General features: G+C 42.6%; 18 protein-coding genes. 5 read left to right on the top strand and 13 right to left on the bottom strand.

What is annotated here, in order from left to right; all coding sequences use genetic code 11:
* Window positions 1–57: 57 nt before the first annotated feature.
* The 8 genes from NI389_RS01435 to NI389_RS01400 form a co-directional block, all read right to left on the bottom strand.
* A complete protein-coding gene (locus NI389_RS01435) occupies window positions 58–309 on the bottom strand; it encodes a DUF3862 domain-containing protein (RefSeq protein WP_308361258.1) in 252 nt (83 codons plus the stop codon).
* A gap of 25 nt (window positions 310–334) precedes the next feature.
* Window positions 335–1,162 carry a CsiV family protein gene (locus tag NI389_RS01430; RefSeq protein WP_308361257.1) on the bottom strand — a complete coding sequence of 276 codons (828 nt, stop codon included), beginning with the start codon at window positions 1,160–1,162 and terminating at the stop codon, window positions 335–337.
* Window positions 1,162–4,632, bottom strand: a complete 3,471-nt coding sequence (gene mfd, locus NI389_RS01425; RefSeq protein WP_308361256.1) for a transcription-repair coupling factor — start codon at window positions 4,630–4,632, stop codon at window positions 1,162–1,164. Before mfd ends, NI389_RS01430 begins: the two co-directional genes overlap by 1 nt.
* Before the next feature lie 33 nt (window positions 4,633–4,665).
* A complete protein-coding gene (locus tag NI389_RS01420; protein ID WP_308361255.1) occupies window positions 4,666–5,556 on the bottom strand; it encodes a carbon-nitrogen hydrolase in 891 nt (296 codons plus the stop codon).
* A gap of 8 nt (window positions 5,557–5,564) precedes the next feature.
* Window positions 5,565–6,602, bottom strand: coding sequence for an agmatine deiminase family protein (locus NI389_RS01415; protein WP_308361254.1), 1,038 nt, complete (start codon window positions 6,600–6,602; stop codon window positions 5,565–5,567).
* Between the two features lie 53 nt (window positions 6,603–6,655).
* On the bottom strand, window positions 6,656–7,246 hold the full coding sequence (locus tag NI389_RS01410; protein ID WP_308361253.1) for a PilZ domain-containing protein: 591 nt from the start codon (window positions 7,244–7,246) through the stop codon (window positions 6,656–6,658).
* 147 nt (window positions 7,247–7,393) lie between these two features.
* Complete coding sequence (locus NI389_RS01405) at window positions 7,394–10,567, bottom strand: efflux RND transporter permease subunit (protein ID WP_308361252.1); 3,174 nt, start codon at window positions 10,565–10,567, stop codon at window positions 7,394–7,396.
* Window positions 10,568–10,573: 6 nt separating this feature from the next.
* The gene (locus tag NI389_RS01400; protein WP_372588640.1) at window positions 10,574–11,749 is read right to left on the bottom strand and encodes an efflux RND transporter periplasmic adaptor subunit; all 1,176 of its coding nucleotides are present in this window, start codon (window positions 11,747–11,749) and stop codon (window positions 10,574–10,576) included.
* A gap of 339 nt (window positions 11,750–12,088) precedes the next feature.
* Between NI389_RS01400 and NI389_RS01395 the strand changes: the two genes are divergently transcribed.
* Window positions 12,089–12,688, top strand: a complete 600-nt coding sequence (locus NI389_RS01395; protein WP_308361250.1) for a TetR/AcrR family transcriptional regulator — start codon at window positions 12,089–12,091, stop codon at window positions 12,686–12,688.
* Here the strand turns inward: NI389_RS01395 and NI389_RS01390 are convergent.
* The 4 genes from NI389_RS01390 to NI389_RS01375 all read right to left on the bottom strand — a co-directional run bounded on the left by NI389_RS01390 (window position 12,672) and on the right by NI389_RS01375 (window position 17,069).
* Window positions 12,672–14,513 (bottom strand): ABC transporter ATP-binding protein, encoded by a 1,842-nt coding sequence (locus NI389_RS01390; protein WP_308361249.1) that lies wholly within the window; start codon window positions 14,511–14,513, stop codon window positions 12,672–12,674. The genes NI389_RS01395 and NI389_RS01390 overlap by 17 nt on opposite strands.
* Before the next feature lie 59 nt (window positions 14,514–14,572).
* Window positions 14,573–15,127, bottom strand: a complete 555-nt coding sequence (locus NI389_RS01385; RefSeq protein ID WP_308361248.1) for a TMEM165/GDT1 family protein — start codon at window positions 15,125–15,127, stop codon at window positions 14,573–14,575.
* Between the two features lie 326 nt (window positions 15,128–15,453).
* Window positions 15,454–15,915: a DUF3010 family protein gene (locus NI389_RS01380; protein ID WP_308361247.1), complete on the bottom strand. Its 462-nt coding sequence runs from the start codon at window positions 15,913–15,915 to the stop codon at window positions 15,454–15,456.
* Between the two features lie 152 nt (window positions 15,916–16,067).
* A complete protein-coding gene (locus NI389_RS01375; RefSeq protein WP_308361246.1) occupies window positions 16,068–17,069 on the bottom strand; it encodes an endonuclease/exonuclease/phosphatase family protein in 1,002 nt (333 codons plus the stop codon).
* A 223-nt stretch (window positions 17,070–17,292) separates the two neighbouring features.
* On the opposite strand from NI389_RS01375, the gene thrS reads away from it, so the two are divergent.
* The 4 genes from thrS to rplT all read left to right on the top strand — a co-directional run bounded on the left by thrS (window position 17,293) and on the right by rplT (window position 20,568).
* Window positions 17,293–19,203 (top strand): threonine--tRNA ligase, encoded by a 1,911-nt coding sequence (gene thrS / locus NI389_RS01370; RefSeq protein ID WP_308361245.1) that lies wholly within the window; start codon window positions 17,293–17,295, stop codon window positions 19,201–19,203.
* A gap of 56 nt (window positions 19,204–19,259) precedes the next feature.
* Complete coding sequence (infC, locus tag NI389_RS01365; protein ID WP_308362601.1) at window positions 19,260–19,823, top strand: translation initiation factor IF-3; 564 nt, start codon at window positions 19,260–19,262, stop codon at window positions 19,821–19,823.
* A gap of 169 nt (window positions 19,824–19,992) precedes the next feature.
* Window positions 19,993–20,193 carry a 50S ribosomal protein L35 gene (gene rpmI, locus NI389_RS01360; RefSeq protein ID WP_005494220.1) on the top strand — a complete coding sequence of 67 codons (201 nt, stop codon included), beginning with the start codon at window positions 19,993–19,995 and terminating at the stop codon, window positions 20,191–20,193.
* Window positions 20,194–20,208: 15 nt separating this feature from the next.
* Window positions 20,209–20,568, top strand: coding sequence for a 50S ribosomal protein L20 (gene rplT, locus NI389_RS01355; RefSeq protein WP_005494218.1), 360 nt, complete (start codon window positions 20,209–20,211; stop codon window positions 20,566–20,568).
* A 52-nt stretch (window positions 20,569–20,620) separates the two neighbouring features.
* Here the strand turns inward: rplT and NI389_RS01350 are convergent, their stop codons facing one another.
* Entirely contained in the window at window positions 20,621–21,466 is an 846-nt protein-coding gene (locus NI389_RS01350; protein WP_308361244.1) for an SDR family NAD(P)-dependent oxidoreductase, read from the bottom strand.
* Window positions 21,467–21,486 lie beyond the last annotated feature (20 nt).

Here is a 21,486-nt window from a genome sequence, read left to right as displayed (position 1 = left end):
TCCCCATTATAATAAAAGGCGAACGTGTAGTTCGCCTTTTTAGACACAGAGTGCTGTTTACTTTTCTAAACCGGTCTTTGTGTAAATTGTGACTTTGTCTGAAACAAAGTTAATAGTGATATTTTGGCTTTCGTTACCCCAAACACAATTAGTATGGAGGGTTTTCTCTTCACATTTGTCTGCCGAGCCTAGAACTTGCTCAACTTCAGTTTTGTCCATGCCCACTTTAATTTTGTTGTAGTTTTCAAGATTAACCTTAGAGCAAGCGGCAAGGCCAAGCGCTAATGCGATCACTAAGTATTTTTTCATTTTCCCCTCCAAGCCGATGTGGCCGTTAATGTTTATACTTTCTTATTTGAATGATCATACCCATTTTAGGATGATCAAGATAATGTATGTCACCGCTGTATACGCGCGTATACTGCGAGAAACGCGCTGTTTGTAACTCAGCATCGTCGTTCATAAATCGATAGTCAAATTCAGAGGTAATAAATAAATAGTGCCTGACGTGAATTTTCATTAGTCCCTGAAGTTGCCAAAGGTCGGGATCTTTATGTGTTATTGAGTCGAATTCATGGTTTAGCAAGCCAACGTAACCTTCACTATTTATATAGTTTTTTATGGATTCTAAACTCGCGTTACCAACGAAGCGCTTACCACCATAGACAATAATATTAGGCGCACGTGTTTGACTCGATTCTGGGAATCGCCAACCAGTGTGCAAAATTGGCTTTAACCCTTTGCGTTTAAGCTTTTGCATGACTTCATCAAGTTGCAATTGAGACTCATCCAACAAATAAAGATTATCAGTGTGTTCTTGAATTTCCGCTTTTGGTGATAAAGGCATTACGTCAAAATACTGGGTGTAATCATAACTATCTGGGCATACAGGAGAAACCTGGCTTTGTGGCTCAAATACGTTTTTTTGCCTCTGAATTGAACCCTGCAAGCATTGGTCCTTACCTGCTAGGTTGAAGCCATCAGTTAATAAATCAAGCTGATTTTTTCCAGTAATTTCAGGGTATTTAATTGAGAAGTCTTCACGTAGTTCGGGATTTGCTTTTTGTTCAAACGCAATGAATTCGACCTCGAACCAACGAGTCGCATGTGCAGGTAAAGCAATCGTAGAAATAACCGCGGCTATAAACAATCGGCTTAACATTATGCGGCTGCCTTTTTAGTAAAATCATCAATCATGGCATTTATCATTTTTATTCTTTCATTGCCGTTATTTGCTTCAATGGCGAACTTCAGTTTACTGGCGCCATCCATTTTATAAATAGATGGTGCACTTTGTATCAAACCGATAATGAACATTGGGTTAACTTTTGTTTGTGACGTAAACTCGAAGTAACCGCCTTTTGGATTCGCATCGACACGACTAATGCCGATGTGTTGGGCTTTTTGTTTTATTGTTTGCACAGAGAATAAATGTTTTGCTGCATCAGGTAACAACCCAAAGCGATCGATAAGTTCCACTTGTAATTCATCAAGCTGTTCAATGTTTGACGTACTTGCGATACGTTTATAAAAGCTCAAACGCGTATTCACATCCGGAATATAGCTGTCTGGCAAAAGAGCTGGAACTTTTAAATCGACTTCGGTTTGCTGCTGAAGCAGGTTTTCTAGTGTAGGTTCTTTACCGTCTTTAAGTGCATTTACGGCTTGTTCTAGCATTTCCATATAGAGGGTAAAACCGATTGTTTGAATTTGACCACTTTGGTCATCTCCTAACAATTCACCAGCACCACGGATTTCTAAGTCGTGGGTTGCTAAGGCAAAGCCAGCGCCCAAATCTTCAAGAGACTCGATTGCTTGTAGACGCTTAACCGCATCAGGTGTGAGAGCATTCGTAGGCTTCGTGAGCAAATAGGCGTACGCTTGGTGGTGTGAACGGCCGACGCGCCCACGCAGCTGATGCATTTGAGCAAGACCAAGTTTATCCGCTCGGTCCATTATAATGGTGTTTGCTGTTGGGACATCAATCCCAGTTTCGATGATTGTCGTACATACTAAGACATTGTATTTTTGATGGTAGAAATCGCCCATTAAGGACTCGAGTTCTTTCTCACGCATTTGACCGTGGGCTATGGCGACAGTAGCCTCAGGTACAAGTTGTGTGATGTCTTCAGCGACTTTTTCAATTGTTTCAACGTTATTGTGAAGGAAATAAACCTGACCGCCACGTTTAATTTCACGCAATACCGCTTCTCGGATTAACTCGTCCTCTCGTTCACGAACGAAGGTCTTTACGGCTAAGCGTTTGGCTGGTGGCGTGGCGATAATCGACAAGTCTCGCATACCGCTCATAGCCATGTTCAACGTTCGAGGAATAGGAGTGGCGGTAAGAGTCAAGATGTCTACATCGGCACGGAGCTGCTTAATTTTTTCTTTCTGCCTTACGCCAAATCGATGTTCTTCATCAACAATAAGTAAACCAAGGTCTGCGAATTTGATGTCTTCTTGAAGGAGTTTATGTGTCCCAATGACGATATCAAGTTTGCCTTCTTCGAGTTTAGTCAGTGTTTCTTTTTGTTCTTTTGTTGAGTTAAAACGCGACAATACGCCAACTTCAACAGGAAGATCTGCAAAGCGATCTTTGAAGTTTTCATAATGTTGTTGAGCAAGTAACGTCGTGGGAACGAGCACGGCGACTTGTTTACCATCGTTCACTGAAACAAACGCCGCACGCATCGCAACTTCTGTTTTTCCAAAACCAACGTCGCCGCACACTAATCGGTCCATTGCCTGCGGGCTTTGCATATCCATCAATACCGCTTCAATCGCATTTCGTTGATCGTCGGTTTCTTCAAATGGGAAGCTATCACCAAAGTCGCGATAAGCGGATTGCTCTAACTTGAAAGCGTAACCAGGCTTGCTTTGACGTTTGGCGTAGATATCCAGAAGTTCAGCTGCAACGTCACGGACTTTTTCCGCCGCTTTTCGTTTCGCGCGCTCCCAAACATCTGAACCCAGTTTATGAAGAGGCGCATGCGCTTCTTCGCCACCTGAATAACGGCTCAGCAAGTGTAATGACCCAACAGGAACATACAATTTAGCTTCATTAGCGTACGTTATTGTTACAAACTCAGTAGCGATACCATTTGCTTCAATTGTTTGTAACCCGACATAGCGACCAACACCGTGATCAAGGTGAACGATAGGTTGACCTTCTTTAAGTTCCGCTAAGTTTCGAATAAGCGCATCTTGACCTTGATCGAACTTGTGCTTGCGACGACGACGTTGAGATATTTTAACACCGAGTAATTCTTGTTCGGTAATAACGGTCAGTGGCAACTCGCCACAGAGGAGAACACTTTGTTCAAGTGGACTTACTACGATACCAACGTCATCTTTGGCTGACACAAACTTTTGTAGGTGGGCGAACGACTTGAGCTTCAGTCCCGTTGGTTTTAACAACGTTAAAAGTGATTCTCTTCGACCGTCTGATTCTACAGAAAATAGAACACGACCGCCTTGCTTTTTCTGTAGTGTAATAAAGTTGAGTAGTGCTTTGTATGGTTCAGTTAATTTGTGATCAATTTTCAGCTCGGGAAGGAGCGCACAATCAAGATTTGTATGACCAGCACGAGTACCAACAGGCGCAAGTGACAGACGGATCCTAGGGTAGTGCCCAAATTGTTCGAACAAGCTATCTACTGGTAGATAGAGCTCATTTGGAGCGAGCAAAGGTCTGAGAGGATCTACTCTTCGATTTTCATAGCGTTTATTTACATCGGCCCAAAACGAATTTGCAGCTTGCTCAACATCTCCAAGATGCATGAATGTGGCATCATCAGGAAGGTAGTCAAAAATAGTCGCTGTTGATTCAAAGAATAATGGAAAATAGTATTCAATACCGGCGGGCAGACTCCCCTTACTGACCTGCATGTAAATTGAATCACTTTCGCTACTAGCACCGAATTTAGCACGATATTGAATGCGAAAACGCTCAATATCTTGCTGTGCGGTAGGGAATTCATGTGCCGGTAACAAATCGATGAAATCTATTTTATCAAGCGAGCGTTGTGTCTCTGGGTCGAACACTCGTATGCTATCGAGCTCGTCATCAAAAAAGTCTAGTCTGAACGGTGTTTCGCTTCCCATGGGATACAAGTCGATTATTGAACCGCGAACAGCGTATTCACCGTGCTCCATGACTTGTTGTACGTGCCTGTATCCAGATTCCGTTAGCGCTTGTCTCAATTGTTCTATGTCGACACTTTGGCCCGCTTTGAATTGCAACGCTGTGCCATGTATAAACGCTTTTGGCGCTGTACGTAACATAAGTGTGGCAGCGGGTACGATAAGTACACTGTGTTTAGTTGACTTCAACGCATTGAGTGTCGCTAAACGCTGAGAAATGATGTCTTGATGCGGCGAGAAATGGTCATAAGGTAACGTTTCCCAGTCAGGGAAAACCCTAACTGGAATTGACAGGAGGTAGTTAAGCTCAGTTTCAAGTTTTAAAGCCGAAGGCGTGTCTTGGGTGACGATAACGACGAGTTCGTCACGTTTTTCAATGGCATTGGCAAGTGTTAAACTGAGTCCACTGCCGATTAGTTGCCCCCAGTGGATTTTATCCTGCTTTGATTTTACCCAAGGTAAGGCTTGCCATTGTGCCTTTGACATCTACAACTCCTGTTTTACGTTTTTCTTTAGATATTAATCGCGATAGATTTTCAATAGATCTTGGTAGTGGTCGATTCTGCGGTCACGCAGGTAAGGCCACCAACGGCGAACAGATTCACTTCGGGTTTTATCAATCTCCACGACTAAAATTTCTTCTTCTGTTTCTGAACCATGAGCTAAAAATTCGCCTTGTGGTCCTGTTACAAATGAGTTGCCCCAGAATTGAATACCTTCGCTCGTACCACTTGGATCCGCTTCATGACCTACACGGTTTACACTGATAACAGGCACACCATTTGATACGGAGTGAGCTCGTTGCGCAATGATCCAAGCATCACGTTGACGAATTTGTTCGTCACGATCGTCAGAAGGGTTCCAGCCAATCGCAGTCGGGTAGATGAGTAGTTCAGCACCTGCCATAGCCATTAAGCGGGCACCTTCTGGGAACCATTGATCCCAACAAACTAACACACCAAGTTTACCTACTGAAGTCTGAATAGGTGTAAAGCCAAGATCTCCAGGGGTAAAATAAAATTTTTCGTAAAAGCCAGGATCATCTGGGATGTGCATTTTACGGTATTTACCTGCAATTGTGCCGTCCGTTTCAAACACGACAGCCGTGTTGTGGTAGAGTCCTGTAGCGCGTTTTTCGAAAAGCGAAGAAACGATAACGATATCAAGCTCTTTTGCGAGTGCGCCAAGAACAGTAGTACTAGGACCTGGAATTGTTTCTGCTAAATCAAATAGTTCAGTATCTTCTACTTGGCAAAAATACAAACTACGATGCAGTTCTTGAAGACAAATTAGTTTTGCTCCTTGGCTTGCAGCGTTGCGAATACCACCAATCGTCTTTTGAAAATTGGCAGCAATGTCGCCTGTGTTACTGTGCTGGACAAGGCCAACTTTTAAAATTGAGTTACTCATAGAAAGACCTACTTTAAAAAGCCTTTTGGCAACTGCATCGTAATGCAATGTAAGCTACCAAACTGATGGATAATAGGTAAACAATTGATACCAATAACGGTTCTATCTGGATACGCTTGTTGTATTTGACCTAAAGCAAAACCATCAAACTCATCGCCATACACAGGAACAAGTACAGTTTTATTGATAATTAAATAGTTAGCGTAGGTTGCAGGCAATCGGTAGCCTTCAGAGTCAAAACAAGCTTTCGGCCAAGGGAGTGGAATTAATTGATAAGGCTCACCAGATGGCGTTCTAAATGTTTCTAACTGTAACGCCATTTTTGATAGTGCGTCGTAGTGCTCATCTTCTTCGTCGTCACATTCAACGTACACTAATGTATCGTTTGGTGCGAATCGCACGAGCGTGTCAATGTGGCTATCGGTATCGTCACCAGCAAGATATCCGTGGTCAACCCACAAGAATGACGTTGCGCCAAGTTCCTCTTGTAACGTTTGCTCGATCTCGTGTTTTGACAAAGACGGGTTACGATTTGGGTTTAATAAACATTCTGACGTTGCTAAAAGCACGCCATTTTCGTTTATTTCAACTCCACCGCCTTCAAGCACAAAATTAAGAGATTTGTACTTCGCGTTTTTACTAGCTGCTTGATCAACAACATGTTTATTGATTGCGTTGTCTTGTGATGCATCGAATTTATCGCCCCAGCCATTAAAAACGAAATCTTTGATATAGACTTCACCTTGGTCATTGGCTGTAGTCAATGGGCCGTGATCTCGAGCCCAGGTGTCATCACAGGGCGCATCCACAAACACGATTTGTGTTAGGTCTACTCCATGTTCAGCGAGAAGGTGTGTAATGTGCGCTTTGAGTGATTCGTCGTGCGCGACGATAAGTACTTTTTGCACTTGGCTAATTTGCTGGCAAAGCGTGACATAAACTGGTTCAACATCATCTAGAATATGTGACCAATCTGTATCGGCGTGTGGCCATGTCAGCATGACGGCGTCTTGTTCCGCCCATTCAGGTAATAATCTAAAAGTCATGATCTTATAAAACAATCAAACAAGACCATAGTTTATCATTGTAGGACAGAGTGTCAGCTATTTTGTGTCTCATTCTTGTCAGACTGGCGTTTTTTTAACTGACGCGTTTGAGCGTGTAAACTCGCTCGGACGATGAGTTCTTGGTCAGTATCCCTTATTTTACTGAATAATAGAGTATATTGAGTGCCCTTATCTGTCTGTGCCTTGGCAATGACCTCAGTAAAACAAAATATGGCTGCGGCCTCACTATATAGAAATATTTTTGTTCTAAAATGTTGGCCAAGTTCAAAGTCTTGGTCGAGCGTTATCTTAATGCCGCCACCGCCATAACTATCACAGTTTACCGTATCGTCGTCAGATTGTTCGGTCGACAGGATATGACTCATGATGAGGTCAATTTTACGAGACTGGGCTTGTAAGTACACCGCTAACTGTTCGGCTACATCCCCTAAACTTCTTAATGGTCTAAGGACGCTAATGTTTAGTTCATTAACTTCGTTTGCTAGTCTAAATAGAGCGGGAATACTTGCCTCTAATTCATCTTGCGTTAGCGGTACTTCGTGTTTTGCAACCGGATAGAGATTAACTCGATTACTTTCTTCAATTTGGAAAAAAGATTCGAACTGCGTTTGTTTGTCACTCATTCAAAAGCTCGGTTGAAATTTTTCAATCATAGCTTAAGTTTAGCTGAAAAAAAGGGCTTTTGAAATGAAGATGTTTGGCGCTAGAAAAGCGGGTGATTTAAGACAAAAGAAAAAAGCGCGATAGCATTACTACCGCGCTTTGTTTCTTTAGACTAAGCCTTCGTCTGTATCGACATGCTCTTTCTTATGATGTTCAGCGATTTCATTAGCTAGCTCATCACGTGAACGTTTTTCAGTAACACGTCGAGTGGTTAACCAATAGAAGAAGAGGGGAACGAAGAAGACAGCAAGGAATGTAGCAGCCATCATACCGCCCATAACACCAGTACCCACTGAATGTCGAGCACCTGCACCAGCGCCAGAACTAAACACTAACGGAACTACGCCAAGTATAAAGGCTAGGGAGGTCATAATAATTGGTCTAAAACGTAAACGAGCCGCTTCAAGTGCTGCTGCACTTGCTGTCCAACCTTCTTGGTACTTCATTAGTGCGTACTCAACGATCAGAATCGCGTTTTTACTTGCAAGCCCTAACAGGGTGACCAAACCAATTTGAAAGTAAACGTCGTTTGTTAAACCTGAAACCCACACCGAGACCAGTGCACCAAACGTACCAAAAGGCAATGCAAGTAACACTGAAATTGGTAAAGACCAACGCTCATAGAGTGCTGCTAGAATTAGGAAAACCATGATAACTGCAAGACCTAACGCTAAACCAGTCGTACCAGAGCTTCGCTTTTCTTGGAATGCAGAACCAGTCCAGTCATAAGTCATATCTGGTGGCAACACCGTTTTTGCTATGCGTTCCATTTCAGCAATTGCTTGACCTGAAGAATAACCAGGTGCAGCTTCACCGATGAGTTTGACTGCTGATAAGTTATTGAAACGATTTAGACTCTCAGGTCCTCGGCTGTATTCAATTTTCGTAAACGCTGAAATCGGGACCATCTCGCCTTTGTCGCTTTTAACGTATATACGGCCGACGTCTTCTGGTTTCATACGGAATTCAGCTTCGGCAGACATGATAACCTGCCATGCGCGACCAAATTTGTTGAAATCATTGACGTAATAGTTACCTAAGTTCGCCGCTAACGCGTTGAATGCCGAATTAATATTCACACCCATTGCGTGAGCTTGTTCACGATCCATCTCAACTTTTAGCTGAGGGGCATCTGGTCTCCAAAGTGTTTGTAGGCTTGAAATGATGGGACTCTTTTGTGCTTCAGCCATCATTAAATGCATACCCATTTTAAGTTTCTCTGGGCCTCCATCGCCTTTGTTTTGCACGTATATTTCAAAACCACCCGTGTTGCCTAGTCCGAATATTGCTGGCGGGTTAAACGCTAAAACGAGCGCTTCGTTAATACCTGCGGTTTTCATATAAAGCTCACCAACGAGCGACTTCACGTCGATTTGACGATCATCCCAGTGGCTTTGTGTAACGAAAATGGTAGCCGCGCTGCTTTTGTAGCCGTTACCAATGAAATCGAAACCAGTAAATGCAACTACGTTTTCGTTTGCTGGATTTGATTGAATTGCATCGATAACCTTTGCAACCACTTCGTTTGTACGCTCGAGTGAAGAACCGTCAGGTAAAAATACCGCGCTGATGTAATAGCCTTGGTCTTCGTCAGGCACAAGAGAGTTCGGAGTATTTTTCCAAAGGAATCCCGTCGCAGCAATCATCGCTAACATTAATGTTAAACCTAAGAAACCACGACGGACCATGAAGCTTACAGAACTAACATAGCGACCAGTGATGCGCTTAAACCATTCGTTGAACCAAATGAAGAAACGTGCAGTTTGCTTATCTTCATGACGCAAAATGGCAACACATAACGCCGGTGTCATTGTCAGTGCAACGACTCCAGACAAGCTAACGGCAATTGAGATAGTGATAGCGAACTGTCTGAACAATTCACCGGTCAAGCCGCCTAAGAACGCGATAGGAACGAATACAGAACACAGTACCAATACAATGGCGACAACTGGGCCACTCACTTCTTGCATTGCTTTAATCGCGGCATCGCGCGGAGAAAGGTGTTGTTCATGCATGATACGTTCAACGTTTTCAAGTACAACAATCGCATCATCAACCACTATACCGATTGACAGTACCATACCGAATAACGTTAGCGTATTGATAGAATATCCCATCATATAGAGGCCCGCAAACGTACCAAGTAATGATACAGGAACCGCCAATGAAGGAATCAGAGTTGCACGCCAATTTTGTAAGAACAAATAAACGACTAAAAACACTAGAAGCATTGCTTCGCCGAGGGTTTTTAGTACTTCGCGAATTGATACTTCTACGAAACGCGTTGTGTCGTAAGGAATTGCGTGAGATAAACCTTCAGGGAAAGCGGTTTTAATGTCTGCAATTGTCGCTTCTACTTCATTCGCAACGTCAAGTGCGTTCGCACCAGGTTGTAGGAAGATACCCAACAGCACCGCTTCTTTGCCGTTATATGTACCGGCGAAGTTGTAGTCTTTGGAGCCTAGTTCAACACGCGCAATGTCTTTCATTCTGAGCGTTGAGCCATCTGCATTGGCGCGAATGATGATGTTAGAAAATTCTTCAGGGGTCGATAAACGACCTTTTGCAGTTACGCTGTAAACAAGTTCCTGAGGGTTATTTGATGTAGGTGTCGCACCAATAGTACCGGCAGCGTATTGTGAGTTTTGCTCACGAACAGCAGACGTTACTTCTTCGACCGTGACACCAAGTTGGCTCATTACATCCGGACGTAACCAAATACGCATTGCGTAATCTTTCGCACCAAAGATCTGCACACTCGTTGTACCCGGAATACGCTTGATTCTATCAAGAATATTCATCGTAACGTAGTTAGATGTCCAAAGGCTTGAACGAGAGCCATCTGGCGAATAAAACGCATGAACTTGTAGAAAACTTGATGAACCTTTCGCAACAACAACACCTTGGCGTCTTGTTTCTTCGGGTAGACGAGCTTCGACTTGTTTAACGCGATTGTTCACGTCAACAGCAGCCTGATCGATATCAGTACCAATCTCGAACGTTACCGCAATCGTTGTTGCGCCTGAACTCGTGCTTGTCGAGTCCATATACATCATACCTTCCACGCCTGTGATCGCGTTTTCAATAGGCGCTGCAACCGTTTGCTCCAATACATCGGCAGATGCGCCAGGGTACATTGCTGTAACCTGCACAACGGGTGGCGCGATTTCCGGATACTGCGCAATAGGAAGGCTTCGCATGGCTGCTAAACCAGCCAAGACCATCACTATCGAAATAACGAATGCGAATATCGGTCGGTCTATAAAATACCTAGAGAACATACCGTATTATGCTCCTTTATTGTTTACTTGAACTGGCATGCCAGGGAAGAAAATACGGGCCATTCCTTCGACTATTACAGGCTGACCTGGATTTAAACCTGACTTAATCACCCATGCGTTCTCACCATTAAGTTGGACCCATTCGCCCACTTCAACAGGCGCGGGTAGTGCAACTGTCATGCCTTGCTCTTTTTCTACAGCGACGTATACGAATTTACCGGTGCCATTGTCTAAAACGGCACGTTGCGGAAGCACTATCGCTTCACTACGAATGGCGCCTGTAAGTTTTACTCGAACAAATTGTCCAGGGCGAAGCTGCCCGTCAGGATTATCAACAACGGCTTGAAGTTCACTTGTTCCTGTGTTTCGATTTACGCGAACGTCGCTGAAATTAACTTTTCCCGTTTGCGCATAAAGGCTGCCATTTTGTAAAACCAATTGAACGTCGAATTGATTACCAGCGGGTAGGGTGAGATAACCGTTTTCTACTTCCTGACGCATATCAAGTTGTTCGCGTTCTGAGAAACCAAAACGCACGCGCATTTTTGTCGTTTCAGTCAGTTCTGTAAGTAAAACGCTAGGACCTTGAACATAACTACCTTCTGAAACAAACTCTCTACCTGCAATTCCAGAAACCGGCGCTTTAACTTGTGCATACTCCAGATCGAGTTGAGCGTTCTTTAAGGCAACTTTAGAGGTTTCTAGATTTGCGATGGCGATATCGTAAGCGGATACGGCGTTATCATATTCACGTTTTGAAATGGAACGTTCGTTTTTAAGCGCTTCTAACCGGTCTCTTTCTCGCTTCGCTTGTTCAACAGAGGCTTTTGCTGCTTGCAGTTGGGCTTTTGCTTTATCTACTTCTAACTTGAACGGTTCTAAATCTAAGGTAAATAATGATTGGCCTTCAGTAATAATTTGTCCTTCCTCGAAATTGCGAGATTCAATAATGCCAGAGACTCGCGCTCGAATTTCTACTTCCTTGTTTCCCGAAAGAGTTGCAGGAAGCTCAATAGTGAAAGGAACAGATGTCTTTTCTACAGCCACTGTTTGCACTTGTGCCGGAGGCATACCACCATGACCTTGCGGTGCTTCACCTTCGCCACATGCGACGAGTGTGAACACAGACGCTGCTGCCAAAGATAATGGTAATGCGCGACGCTTAAATTTTGTGAGGTACATGAGCACTCCAGTATTGATTGTATTTTGAGCTTTTATTATGTTGTGCTGCCACAGCTGGATACCTTGATTTTTCAAGGTGTGTAGCGGTAATGAGGTATCTTTGTCGCAGCACAATCTTAATAAGGATGTTCTCTGCATGCAGATTCCAACAGGTGTCGAGGTTGGTAATTATTTATTTCATACCCTAATCGACAGAAAGTAAAGGAGAATGACGCAGAAATAACCAAGTAAACGATAGTGTATACCTAGACCAATTAAAGGTAAACGGCATCGTGTACTTTTTTTCTTAATTTTTTCAATTAAAATAGTATTAACGTAAAGCTTTATAATGGGTACAAGGTGCAATTATCACCAAAGCAAAGCAGCATTCTTTTTGCTGCCATTAAGCAATTTGCGCGATTTGGCCTAACAGCGACTACTATGGAGCGAATCGCTGCTGAGGCTCAAGTATCTAAACGCACGTTATACAAACATTTTCCAACGAAAGAATCTTTGTTCGATACGGTTGTTGACCTATTGATCGAGCGGATTAATCCCTTAGTTGCAATTCAATTTATACCAAATTACGGTTTTAAAACTCAGTTAGAGCATCTTGCAAGAAGCGCAATAGAACTACTGTCTGATGAAGATTATTTAACACTTTCTCGTATCGTCATGATTGAATCAATGCGCAGTAAAGAACAAGCTGAGCGTCTTGCCATTCGATTTAACAACTGTGAATGTGCTTTGCTGCAATGGTTTAAAGACGCTTTTAATGCCGGTTGCTTGGGCGACTTCGATGCAGAACTTGCCGCAGGTTTCTTTTGGGGTGGTCTCAAAAAACTAACCTACTGGGAACAAGTATTAAAATGGCAGCCCGCGATTGATGAGAAAGCGCTAGATCAATTGCTTACACAAACAGTACGTCTTTTTTGCGATGGCGCTAATCCACGCCAATAAATCCACCCGTTTGGTGCGCCCATAGCTTTGCGTAAACCCCGCCAAGAGCAAGAAGCTCAGTGTGTGTTCCTTGCTCAACAATGTTACCTTCCTCGAGTACGATTAATCTGTCTAATTTGGCGATAGTAGAAAGACGATGGGCGATTGCAATGACGGTTTTCCCGTCCATCAACTGTTCTAAGCTGTCTTGAATCGCTGCTTCGACTTCTGAGTCGAGTGCAGATGTAGCTTCATCCAAAATTAAAATTGGAGCGTTTTTTAATAGTACGCGGGCAATAGCGATACGTTGACGCTGTCCACCAGATAGTTTTACTCCACGTTCTCCAACTTGAGCATCCAAACCGACATTTCCAGCTTTATCCTCTAACTCATTTATAAAATCCATCGCCTGTGCACTTGTTACAGCCGCTAACAACTCGGCCTCAGTAGCTGTTGGATTTCCGTACATAATGTTTTCTTTCACACTACGATGCAAAAGAGCAGTATCTTGAGTGACCATTGCGATATTTTTTCGAAGCGACTCTTGGGTAACATCCGCGATGTTTTGCCCATCAATAAGAATTTGACCGCTGTCAACATCGTAAAACCGGAGTAGCAAATTAACGAGAGTTGACTTTCCGGCACCCGAACGTCCGACAATGCCTATTTTTTCTCCAGCACGGATATCAAGATTTAAATTATCGATCACAACTTTGTGACTACTGTCCGCTTTTCGATAGGAAAAACGGAGGTCTCTAAATGAAATAGCGCCAGCTTGTAAATCAAGAGATGACGCATTTTCTTTATCCGTGATTTGTAAAGGTTGTGAAAGTGTGCGCATTCCGTCAACTACGGTGCCTATATTCTCAAATAGCCCACTTACTTCCCACATTATCCATTGGGCCATACCATTTAGTCGAAGTGCCAAACTGACTGTGATAGCGATGGCTCCAGCCGTAACTTCGTTTAACGACCATAAATATATACTCATAGCTGCAACGCTAAACACCAAAACATAATTAATCACCTGAACACTTACGTTTAAAGACGTTGCAAGGCGCATTTGCGCATAGACAGGCTTAATAAATATTTCCATGCTTTCTTTAGCGTACTGTTCTTCACGTTGTGTGTGTGAAAAAAGTTTAACGGTGGTGATGTTCGTGTAGCTATCGACAATTCGACCAGTCATGTCCGAGCGAGCATCCGCTTGTTGTGTAGATACGTTTTTAAGACGAGGGACGAAATAAAGTTGAACGCCAATGTAGGCTATCAACCAACCGATCATTGGGAGCATTAGTCTTAGATCTGCTTGGCCGACTAAAACAAGTACCGCGCCAAAATAAACCAATATGTAAACTAATACATCGAGCAGTTTCATCACTGTTTCACGCACTGCCAACGCTGTCTGCATCACTTTCGTTGCAATACGACCAGCAAATTCATCTTGGTAAAATGACATGCTTTGTTTTAAGAGATAGCGATGTGCGAGCCAACGAATTGACATTGGGTAGTTTCCAAGCAAGCTTTGGTGAAGGATGGAAGAGTGAAGGAAAACTAAAATGGGTAAAATGACCAAAGTAGTTATACCCATGGTTGTTAAGTCAGCCTTTTTTTCAGCAAAAAGTTGTTCAGGTGTATAGCTAGAAAACCAATCGACGAGTGTCCCCATAAAGCTAAAGAGTGTGACTTCCAGGATAGCGAGAATTGCTGCAGATAAAGACATCACAATAAGGGGGATTTCCATACCTTTCGTGTAATAGCGACAAAATGCGAGTAAGCCTGAAGGCGGTTGTGTTGCCTCTTGTGTTGGAAAAGGACGAGTTAAACGTTCAAACCATGAGTACATAATACCGCCTTGTTGAGATCTAGAGTTTCCTTTGCTGTACGGATATACAGTAACAGGATTTACAAAATAAAACCAGCGATTCCAACTGCAAATGCTGTAATTGCTGCCAGTGCCCTAAAAAGCTTTAAAGGAGCTTTTTTGATCAGTGCCTCACCAAAAATCAGTACAGGAATATTTGCGAGTAACATACCAAGCGTAGAGCCTAGCGTAACTAACCAAATTGACTGAAACTGAGAAGCAAGAAGCGCTGTAGCTAATTGAGTTTTATCACCTAATTCTGCTATGAAAAAAAGTACACACGTTGCTGCAAATATCCCAAATTGGTCAAAGCGGTTGTCTACATCATCTTCTTTGTCCGGAAACAATAACCAAATACCAAGCAGGATAAAACTCAAGCTTAGGAAAGATTGAAAATACGAAGAGTTAAACAAGTCAGAAATAGCTACACCTAAATACGCTGTTGCAAGATGGTTCAGAATAGTTGCTAACAGAATGCCCAATGCTATTTGGACTGGCTTCTTGTATTTTAATATGAGAAAAAGGGAAAGTAATTGGGTTTTATCGCCTATTTCGGCGAGCGTGACGGTAAGTGTAGAAATATAAAACTGTTCCATAACATTGCTACCATGGCGGGGAAAAAAACAACAAGGCAACAACTTTCCCCCCGCCAAATTAGGAAAGCCATTACCTTGAGTCTTGCCGATAAATCAAAATGATTTACGTCTATACCATGCGCAATTGAGTGCACAACTATGTTGATATAGACACAAGTTTGAATGCGTATTCGACTTCAAATAAATCAGTTTGCCCCTGAATTTGTCGATCGCGTTTCGAATAACTTGCAGGCTACTCCCCCAAAGTGGAGCGCGATATTAACCGCTGGCTGCATTTTTAGCAATAAAAAAGGAGCCTAAGCTCCTTTTTAAGGCGTATTTAATTCTTACTGTTCAGCCTGTTTTTCATCAACTTTATAAATCTTCCTGTTGATATAAACGTAAGCATATGCGAATGCATTTTCTTGGTACTTTTTAAGACCCGTTTCTTCAAAATCGATTGGAATAGGGTTCTTTTTAAGCTGTTCTTTTACTTCTGTGCTTGTCAAAATACGGACGTCAATGTCAGGGATTAACTGCAAAGCAGTCTCAAATTTAAAACCTGCCGCGCTACCTGCAAATTTACCTTTTGCGGGACGTTCTTTAAACGCGATTGAATCGATTTTGTAATCTTCAACTAATTTCTTAAAATCAAAGTAAAACTTACGCATTACTGCGGTGTCTGAACCATTTTGTGGTAATGAAAATCGTGTCTGACGAATATCTCGAATGTCGAATACATCCGCTTCTTTCGAAAGTAAACAAAGAAAAATTTCGTTGCCTGTTATTTCAACGCCGCAAGTTCTCATAAAATATCCAGTTTTTTCAAATTGCCGCAATTATAGCACGTTGTATTCGGATACCAACCTTCGTGAATCACTGTTCTAACAAATTTCATTGGTATCTATCGAACTAGACTGTGTTTTTGTTATCTCGTAAGCCTGACGCGTTGTATTTTATCTTAAACGGTGAATTCAATCGCTATCGATGCATGGTCGCTGTAGCGTATGTCTTCGTCTGAACGAGCTGGGTCTAGATGCTTATCTAAAGAAATGTACTTGAGTGACTTTACGTTGGATGTAGGCATATTTGGGTTGAACTCTTTTGAGGCAAGGATGTAATCAAGCACATTTCCCTGGCCTCGGTAAAAATGACTCGCAGGTTTGCTATCAAAACTAAGCAAGTTATCAGCAAAATAAAACGAGTCGGCGAGTCCCACGCTGTCAGGAAGATTTAAATCTGTATTCGGTGGAAAAGATTGGGTCATAAATGAGAGCGCGGGGCTTGTGATCTGGTCGTTAAAATCCCCCAAAACGATAGTGGGTATGTGTTTTTCTCTTTGAGTTTTTAGTGCGTCATAGTAAACAATAGAGGCTTCGAGAGATCGAGATATTTGTGACTGCATTTGGCCAACAGTTTGATGAAGTAAAGTTAATAAATGATCATCTTGCCCTGTGTTTTTAAGCATATGAGCCATCGAATGTACTCGTTGAGATTTGAAATGCACAGCATAGAGCGCAAGCTCACCAAACCCCTCCAATTCAAAATAGCACTTTATTGGCGTACGATTAAATTCAAAATTGAGCTGATTATTCAAATATTCGAGTAGCTCCGGGCAAGGTTCAAGAGCTTGAGCTGATTTAAACGGGATTTTCGACGCTATCGCTACAACGGGATGAAATAACACATTGGGATAGACTGGGTCGGGTCTGGGTGAAGAAACGGTCGCAAAATATGGTAGTCCAAGGTCTTCGCACAATAATTGTAATGTTTGTATGCTAAACACCTCTTGAAACGCAATGATAGTTGGATTCAAATGTTCAATGAGTCCGGTTATAAACTGAATTTTTGTTTGCCATTGCGTATCATTGTAGTTTTCATGAAGTTGGTAAAACGAAAGTGGCGGCGCCGCAAAATTAAGTAGATTGAAAGTTGCGATGGTAAATTTGGTCGTTTTTGGCATTGCATCAAAGAGTTAATACTAAATCTTATTCAATTTTAGACCGATACTTGCATTTCGCCATTAGTAACGACAAAATATCGGTTCGCTTTTGTGCTTAACGCCAAACTGGGCGCTTAACTCCCAATACTTACTCGTAAAAGTGTTGTCAGAGCGAATCTTTTTAACTTTTGATTAAATTAACACGTGATGCGGCGTAGGCATCACCACTGTAACAGGAATTATAATGCCAGTAATTACTCTCCCAGACGGCAGCCAGCGCGTCTTCGAAAATCCAGTTTCTACTATGGATGTAGCCCAGGATATCGGTCCGGGTCTTGCAAAAGCGACTATCGCAGGTCGTGTTAATGGTCAACGTGTTGATGCGTGTGACTTAATTACCGAAGATGCTAAGCTTGAAATCATCACAGCGAAAGATGAAGACGGTCTGGAAATCATTCGTCACTCATGTGCTCACTTGCTAGGTCATGCAATTAAGCAACTGTTCCCTGATGTGAAAATGGCGATTGGTCCAACAATCGACAACGGCTTTTATTATGACATCGATCTTGAACGTTCTCTCACACAAGAAGATCTTGATGCGCTTGAAAAGCGTATGCTTGAACTTGCGAAAACGAATTACGATGTTGTAAAGAAAACTGTGAGCTGGCAAGAAGCTCGCGATGCGTTTGCAGCGCGTGGCGAATCGTACAAAATTGAAATCTTGGATGAAAACATCTCGAAAGATGACCGTCCGGGACTTTATCACCACGAAGAATACATCGACATGTGTCGTGGACCGCACGTACCAAATATGCGTTTCTGCCATTTCTTCAAAATCATGAAAGTAGCCGGTGCGTATTGGCGTGGCAACTCTGACAATAAAATGTTGCAACGTGTATACGGCACTGCATGGGCTGATAAGAAACAGTTAGGCGCTTATTTAAAACGTCTTGAAGAAGCGGAAAAACGCGATCACCGTAAAATCGGTAAGACACTCGATCTATGGCACTGGCAGGAAGAAGCACCAGGCATGGTTTTCTGGCACAACGATGGTTGGAGCATTTATCGCGAACTAGAAGATTTTGTGCGTGAAAAACTGCGCGAGTACGATTACGAAGAAGTCAAGGGTCCGTTAATGATGGACCGCGTGCTTTGGGAACGTTCGGGGCACTGGGACAAGTACGCTGATGCGATGTTCACAACGGAATCAGAAAAACGTGAATATGCAATCAAACCAATGAACTGTCCAGGTCACGTACAAATTTTCAATCAAGGTTTGAAATCTTATCGCGATTTGCCACTTCGTATGGCTGAGTTTGGCTGTTGTCACCGTAACGAACCATCTGGTGCGTTACACGGCTTGATGCGTGTACGCGGCTTTACACAAGACGATGCTCACATTTTCTGTACTGAAGAACAGATCATGGATGAAGTGTCGGCGTGTATTAAAATGGTTTATGACACATACTCAACATTCGGTTTTCAGAAAATTGTAGTTAAGTTATCTACTCGTCCAGAGAAACGTATTGGTGAAGACCATATGTGGGACAAAGCAGAAGCTGCACTTGCTGAAGCGCTTAACGCAAATGAAATCGAATTTGAATATTTGCCGGGCGAAGGCGCATTCTATGGACCTAAAATTGAATTCACGCTTTATGATTGCTTAGAGCGCGCATGGCAATGTGGCACGGTTCAACTAGACTTTGCTTTACCAGGTCGTTTAGGTGCAACTTACGTTGCGGAAAACAATGAACGTAAAACACCAGTAATGATCCACCGTGCAATTCTGGGTTCTATTGAGCGTTTTATTGGTATTCTTACAGAAGAGTATGCTGGTTTGTTCCCAACTTGGCTTGCGCCAAAACAAGTGGTGATTATGAATATCACCGACAAGCAAGCTGATTTTGCACAAGAAATTGTACAAAAATTAAATAAACTAGGAATTCGCGCATTCGCTGACTTGAGAAATGAGAAGATTGGCTTTAAAATCCGCGAACATACTTTAAAACGCATTCCTTACCTACTTGTTGTTGGCGACAAAGAAGTTGAACAACGTGAAGTAGCCGTTCGTACGCGAACAGGTGAGGATCTCGGTAAATTCGCAGTTGATGATTTTATTGCTAAAATTACCGAAGAAATCAAAAACCGTGCATAAATAAAGACGGAGCGTGTGTGGTCAGGTATGCCACACGCGTTTTTATTTTCAATAACTTGGAGGAACGTACCATTAGAGGCGGCAAAAAAGGGCAAAGTTCAGCTCAAAAGAATCGTATTAACGAGGAAATTACAGTAAAAGAAGTTCGCTTAGTCGGATTAGAAGGCGAACAAATTGGCGTAGTATCAATTCGTGAAGCTCTAGAAGTAGCTGAAGAAGCTGGCGTTGATTTGGTTGAAATCAGTCCTAATGCAGAACCACCTGTATGTCGAGTGATGGATTACGGTAAGTTCATTTTTGAAAAATCAAAACAACAAAAAGAACAAAAGAAAAAGCAAAAGCAAATCCAAATCAAGGAAATTAAATTCCGTCCAGGTACTGACGAAGGCGACTACCAAGTTAAACTTCGCAGCTTAAAGAAATTCCTTGAAGCAGGTGATAAAGCTAAAATCACACTACGTTTCCGTGGTCGTGAGATGGCACACACTGATTTGGCGCTTGAATTGCTCAACCGTATCAAAGCAGACTTGCAAGATCTTTCTCAAGTAGAGTCTTTCCCGAGTCGCGTGGAAGGCCGCCAGATGGTTATGATGTTGGCACCTATTGCCAAAAAGTCATAAATACTGGATAATACGCATCCTTCAGTTCAGGTCTAAAAGTACTTCGGTCACCTGAACTGACCGGTCTAAGTGAGTTTACTCCACCGGAACTTGGCGCAAGCTAGGCCATACAAGTGACCTCGGTCCGCCTACTTGCATGTTAAACGCAATATCATTTGGAGTTATTGCAATGGCTTATAAATTAAAGTCACACAGCGGCGCGAAAAAGCGCTTCAAAAAGACTGCTTCAGGCGGTTTCAAGCGTAAGCAATCACATCTTCGTCACATCCTGACTAAGAAGTCTTCTAAGCGTAAACTTCACTTACGTGCTAAGACAATGGTTCACAAGAACGATCTAGTTCTTATCAACCGTTTGTTACCATTCGCTTAATAGAGGATATCAGTCATGGCAAGAGTTAAACGTGGTGTAATCGCGCGCGCGCGTCACAAAAAAGTATTAAAACAAGCTAAAGGTTACTACGGTGCACGTTCACGTGTTTATCGCGTAGCTTTCCAAGCAGTAACTAAAGCTGGTCAATATGCATACCGTGACCGTCGTGCTAAGAAACGTACTTTCCGTCAACTATGGATCGCACGTATCAACGCTGCTGCACGTCAAAATGGTCTTTCTTACAGCCGTTTCATCAATGGTCTTAAAAAGGCTTCGATCGAAATCGACCGTAAGATCCTTGCTGATATCGCAGTATACGATCAAGTAGCTTTCGCAGCACTAGTTGCAAAAGCAAAAGAATCTGTAGCTGCTTAATATCATTAAGCGATAAAAAAGGCGCCCTAGGCGCCTTTTTTTGATCGTACCGTCAACGATTTTTCAGAAGTACTTTGTCTAATTGAGCGCTCGTTAAGATTCGCTTTAAGAAACCCATTAAGTAAGTTGGAAACGTGACATAATATCGCGCTTTTGGTTTCTCACTTTTAATAATAGCGTCAAGGCGTTCATATACAGCCTCAGGGCCTAAAGTAAATTTTTGTGGGGCGTCACTTGCAGACAGTCGATTTATTTGGCTATCGTACTCAGTTTTATGACGACTGCTTTTCCAATCAATATTCTCTAAAAATGCTTTTTTAGCGTTTTCTCTAAATTTCGATACAATCGGGCCAGGTTCAATTAAACTGATGTGGATATTTGTTCCAGACAATTCCATTCTTAGTGTGTCAGTTAGGCCTTCTAGCGCAAATTTACTCGAATTGTATGCGCCTCGGTAGGGCAACGCAACTAGCCCCAGTACCGACGAGTTATGTACTATTTTTCCATTACCTTGCTGGTGCATTAATCTAATCGCTCGGATTGTTAAGTCATGCCAAGCAAATAAGTTTACTTCAAATTGTTGCTTAAGAACGTCGGTTGGAAGGTCTTCTACCGCGCCGGGTTGTCCATAGGCCCCGTTGTTAAACAGTATATCGAGGCGACCTTCGAGTAGTTCAATTGCAGTGTTAAATCCCGCTTCTCTACTTTTTGGAGAGGCCAAATCTAAGATAGCCACGTTCAACCCTAATGCTTCGAGGCGTGTTTTATCTTCTTGATTACGAACGGTTGCGACGACGTGATGCCCTTCATTATGTAATTGTTGTGTACAAAAAAGACCAATACCGCTTGAACAACCAGTAATAAGTACTTTTAGTGGAGTATTTATGTCTTTACGCACGCTGATCTTCCTATAATTAG

It is taken from the genome of Pseudoalteromonas xiamenensis, assembly GCF_030994125.1.
Lineage (GTDB): Bacteria > Pseudomonadota > Gammaproteobacteria > Enterobacterales > Alteromonadaceae > Pseudoalteromonas > Pseudoalteromonas xiamenensis_B.
This window is presented reverse-complemented; position numbering and strand designations above follow the sequence as displayed.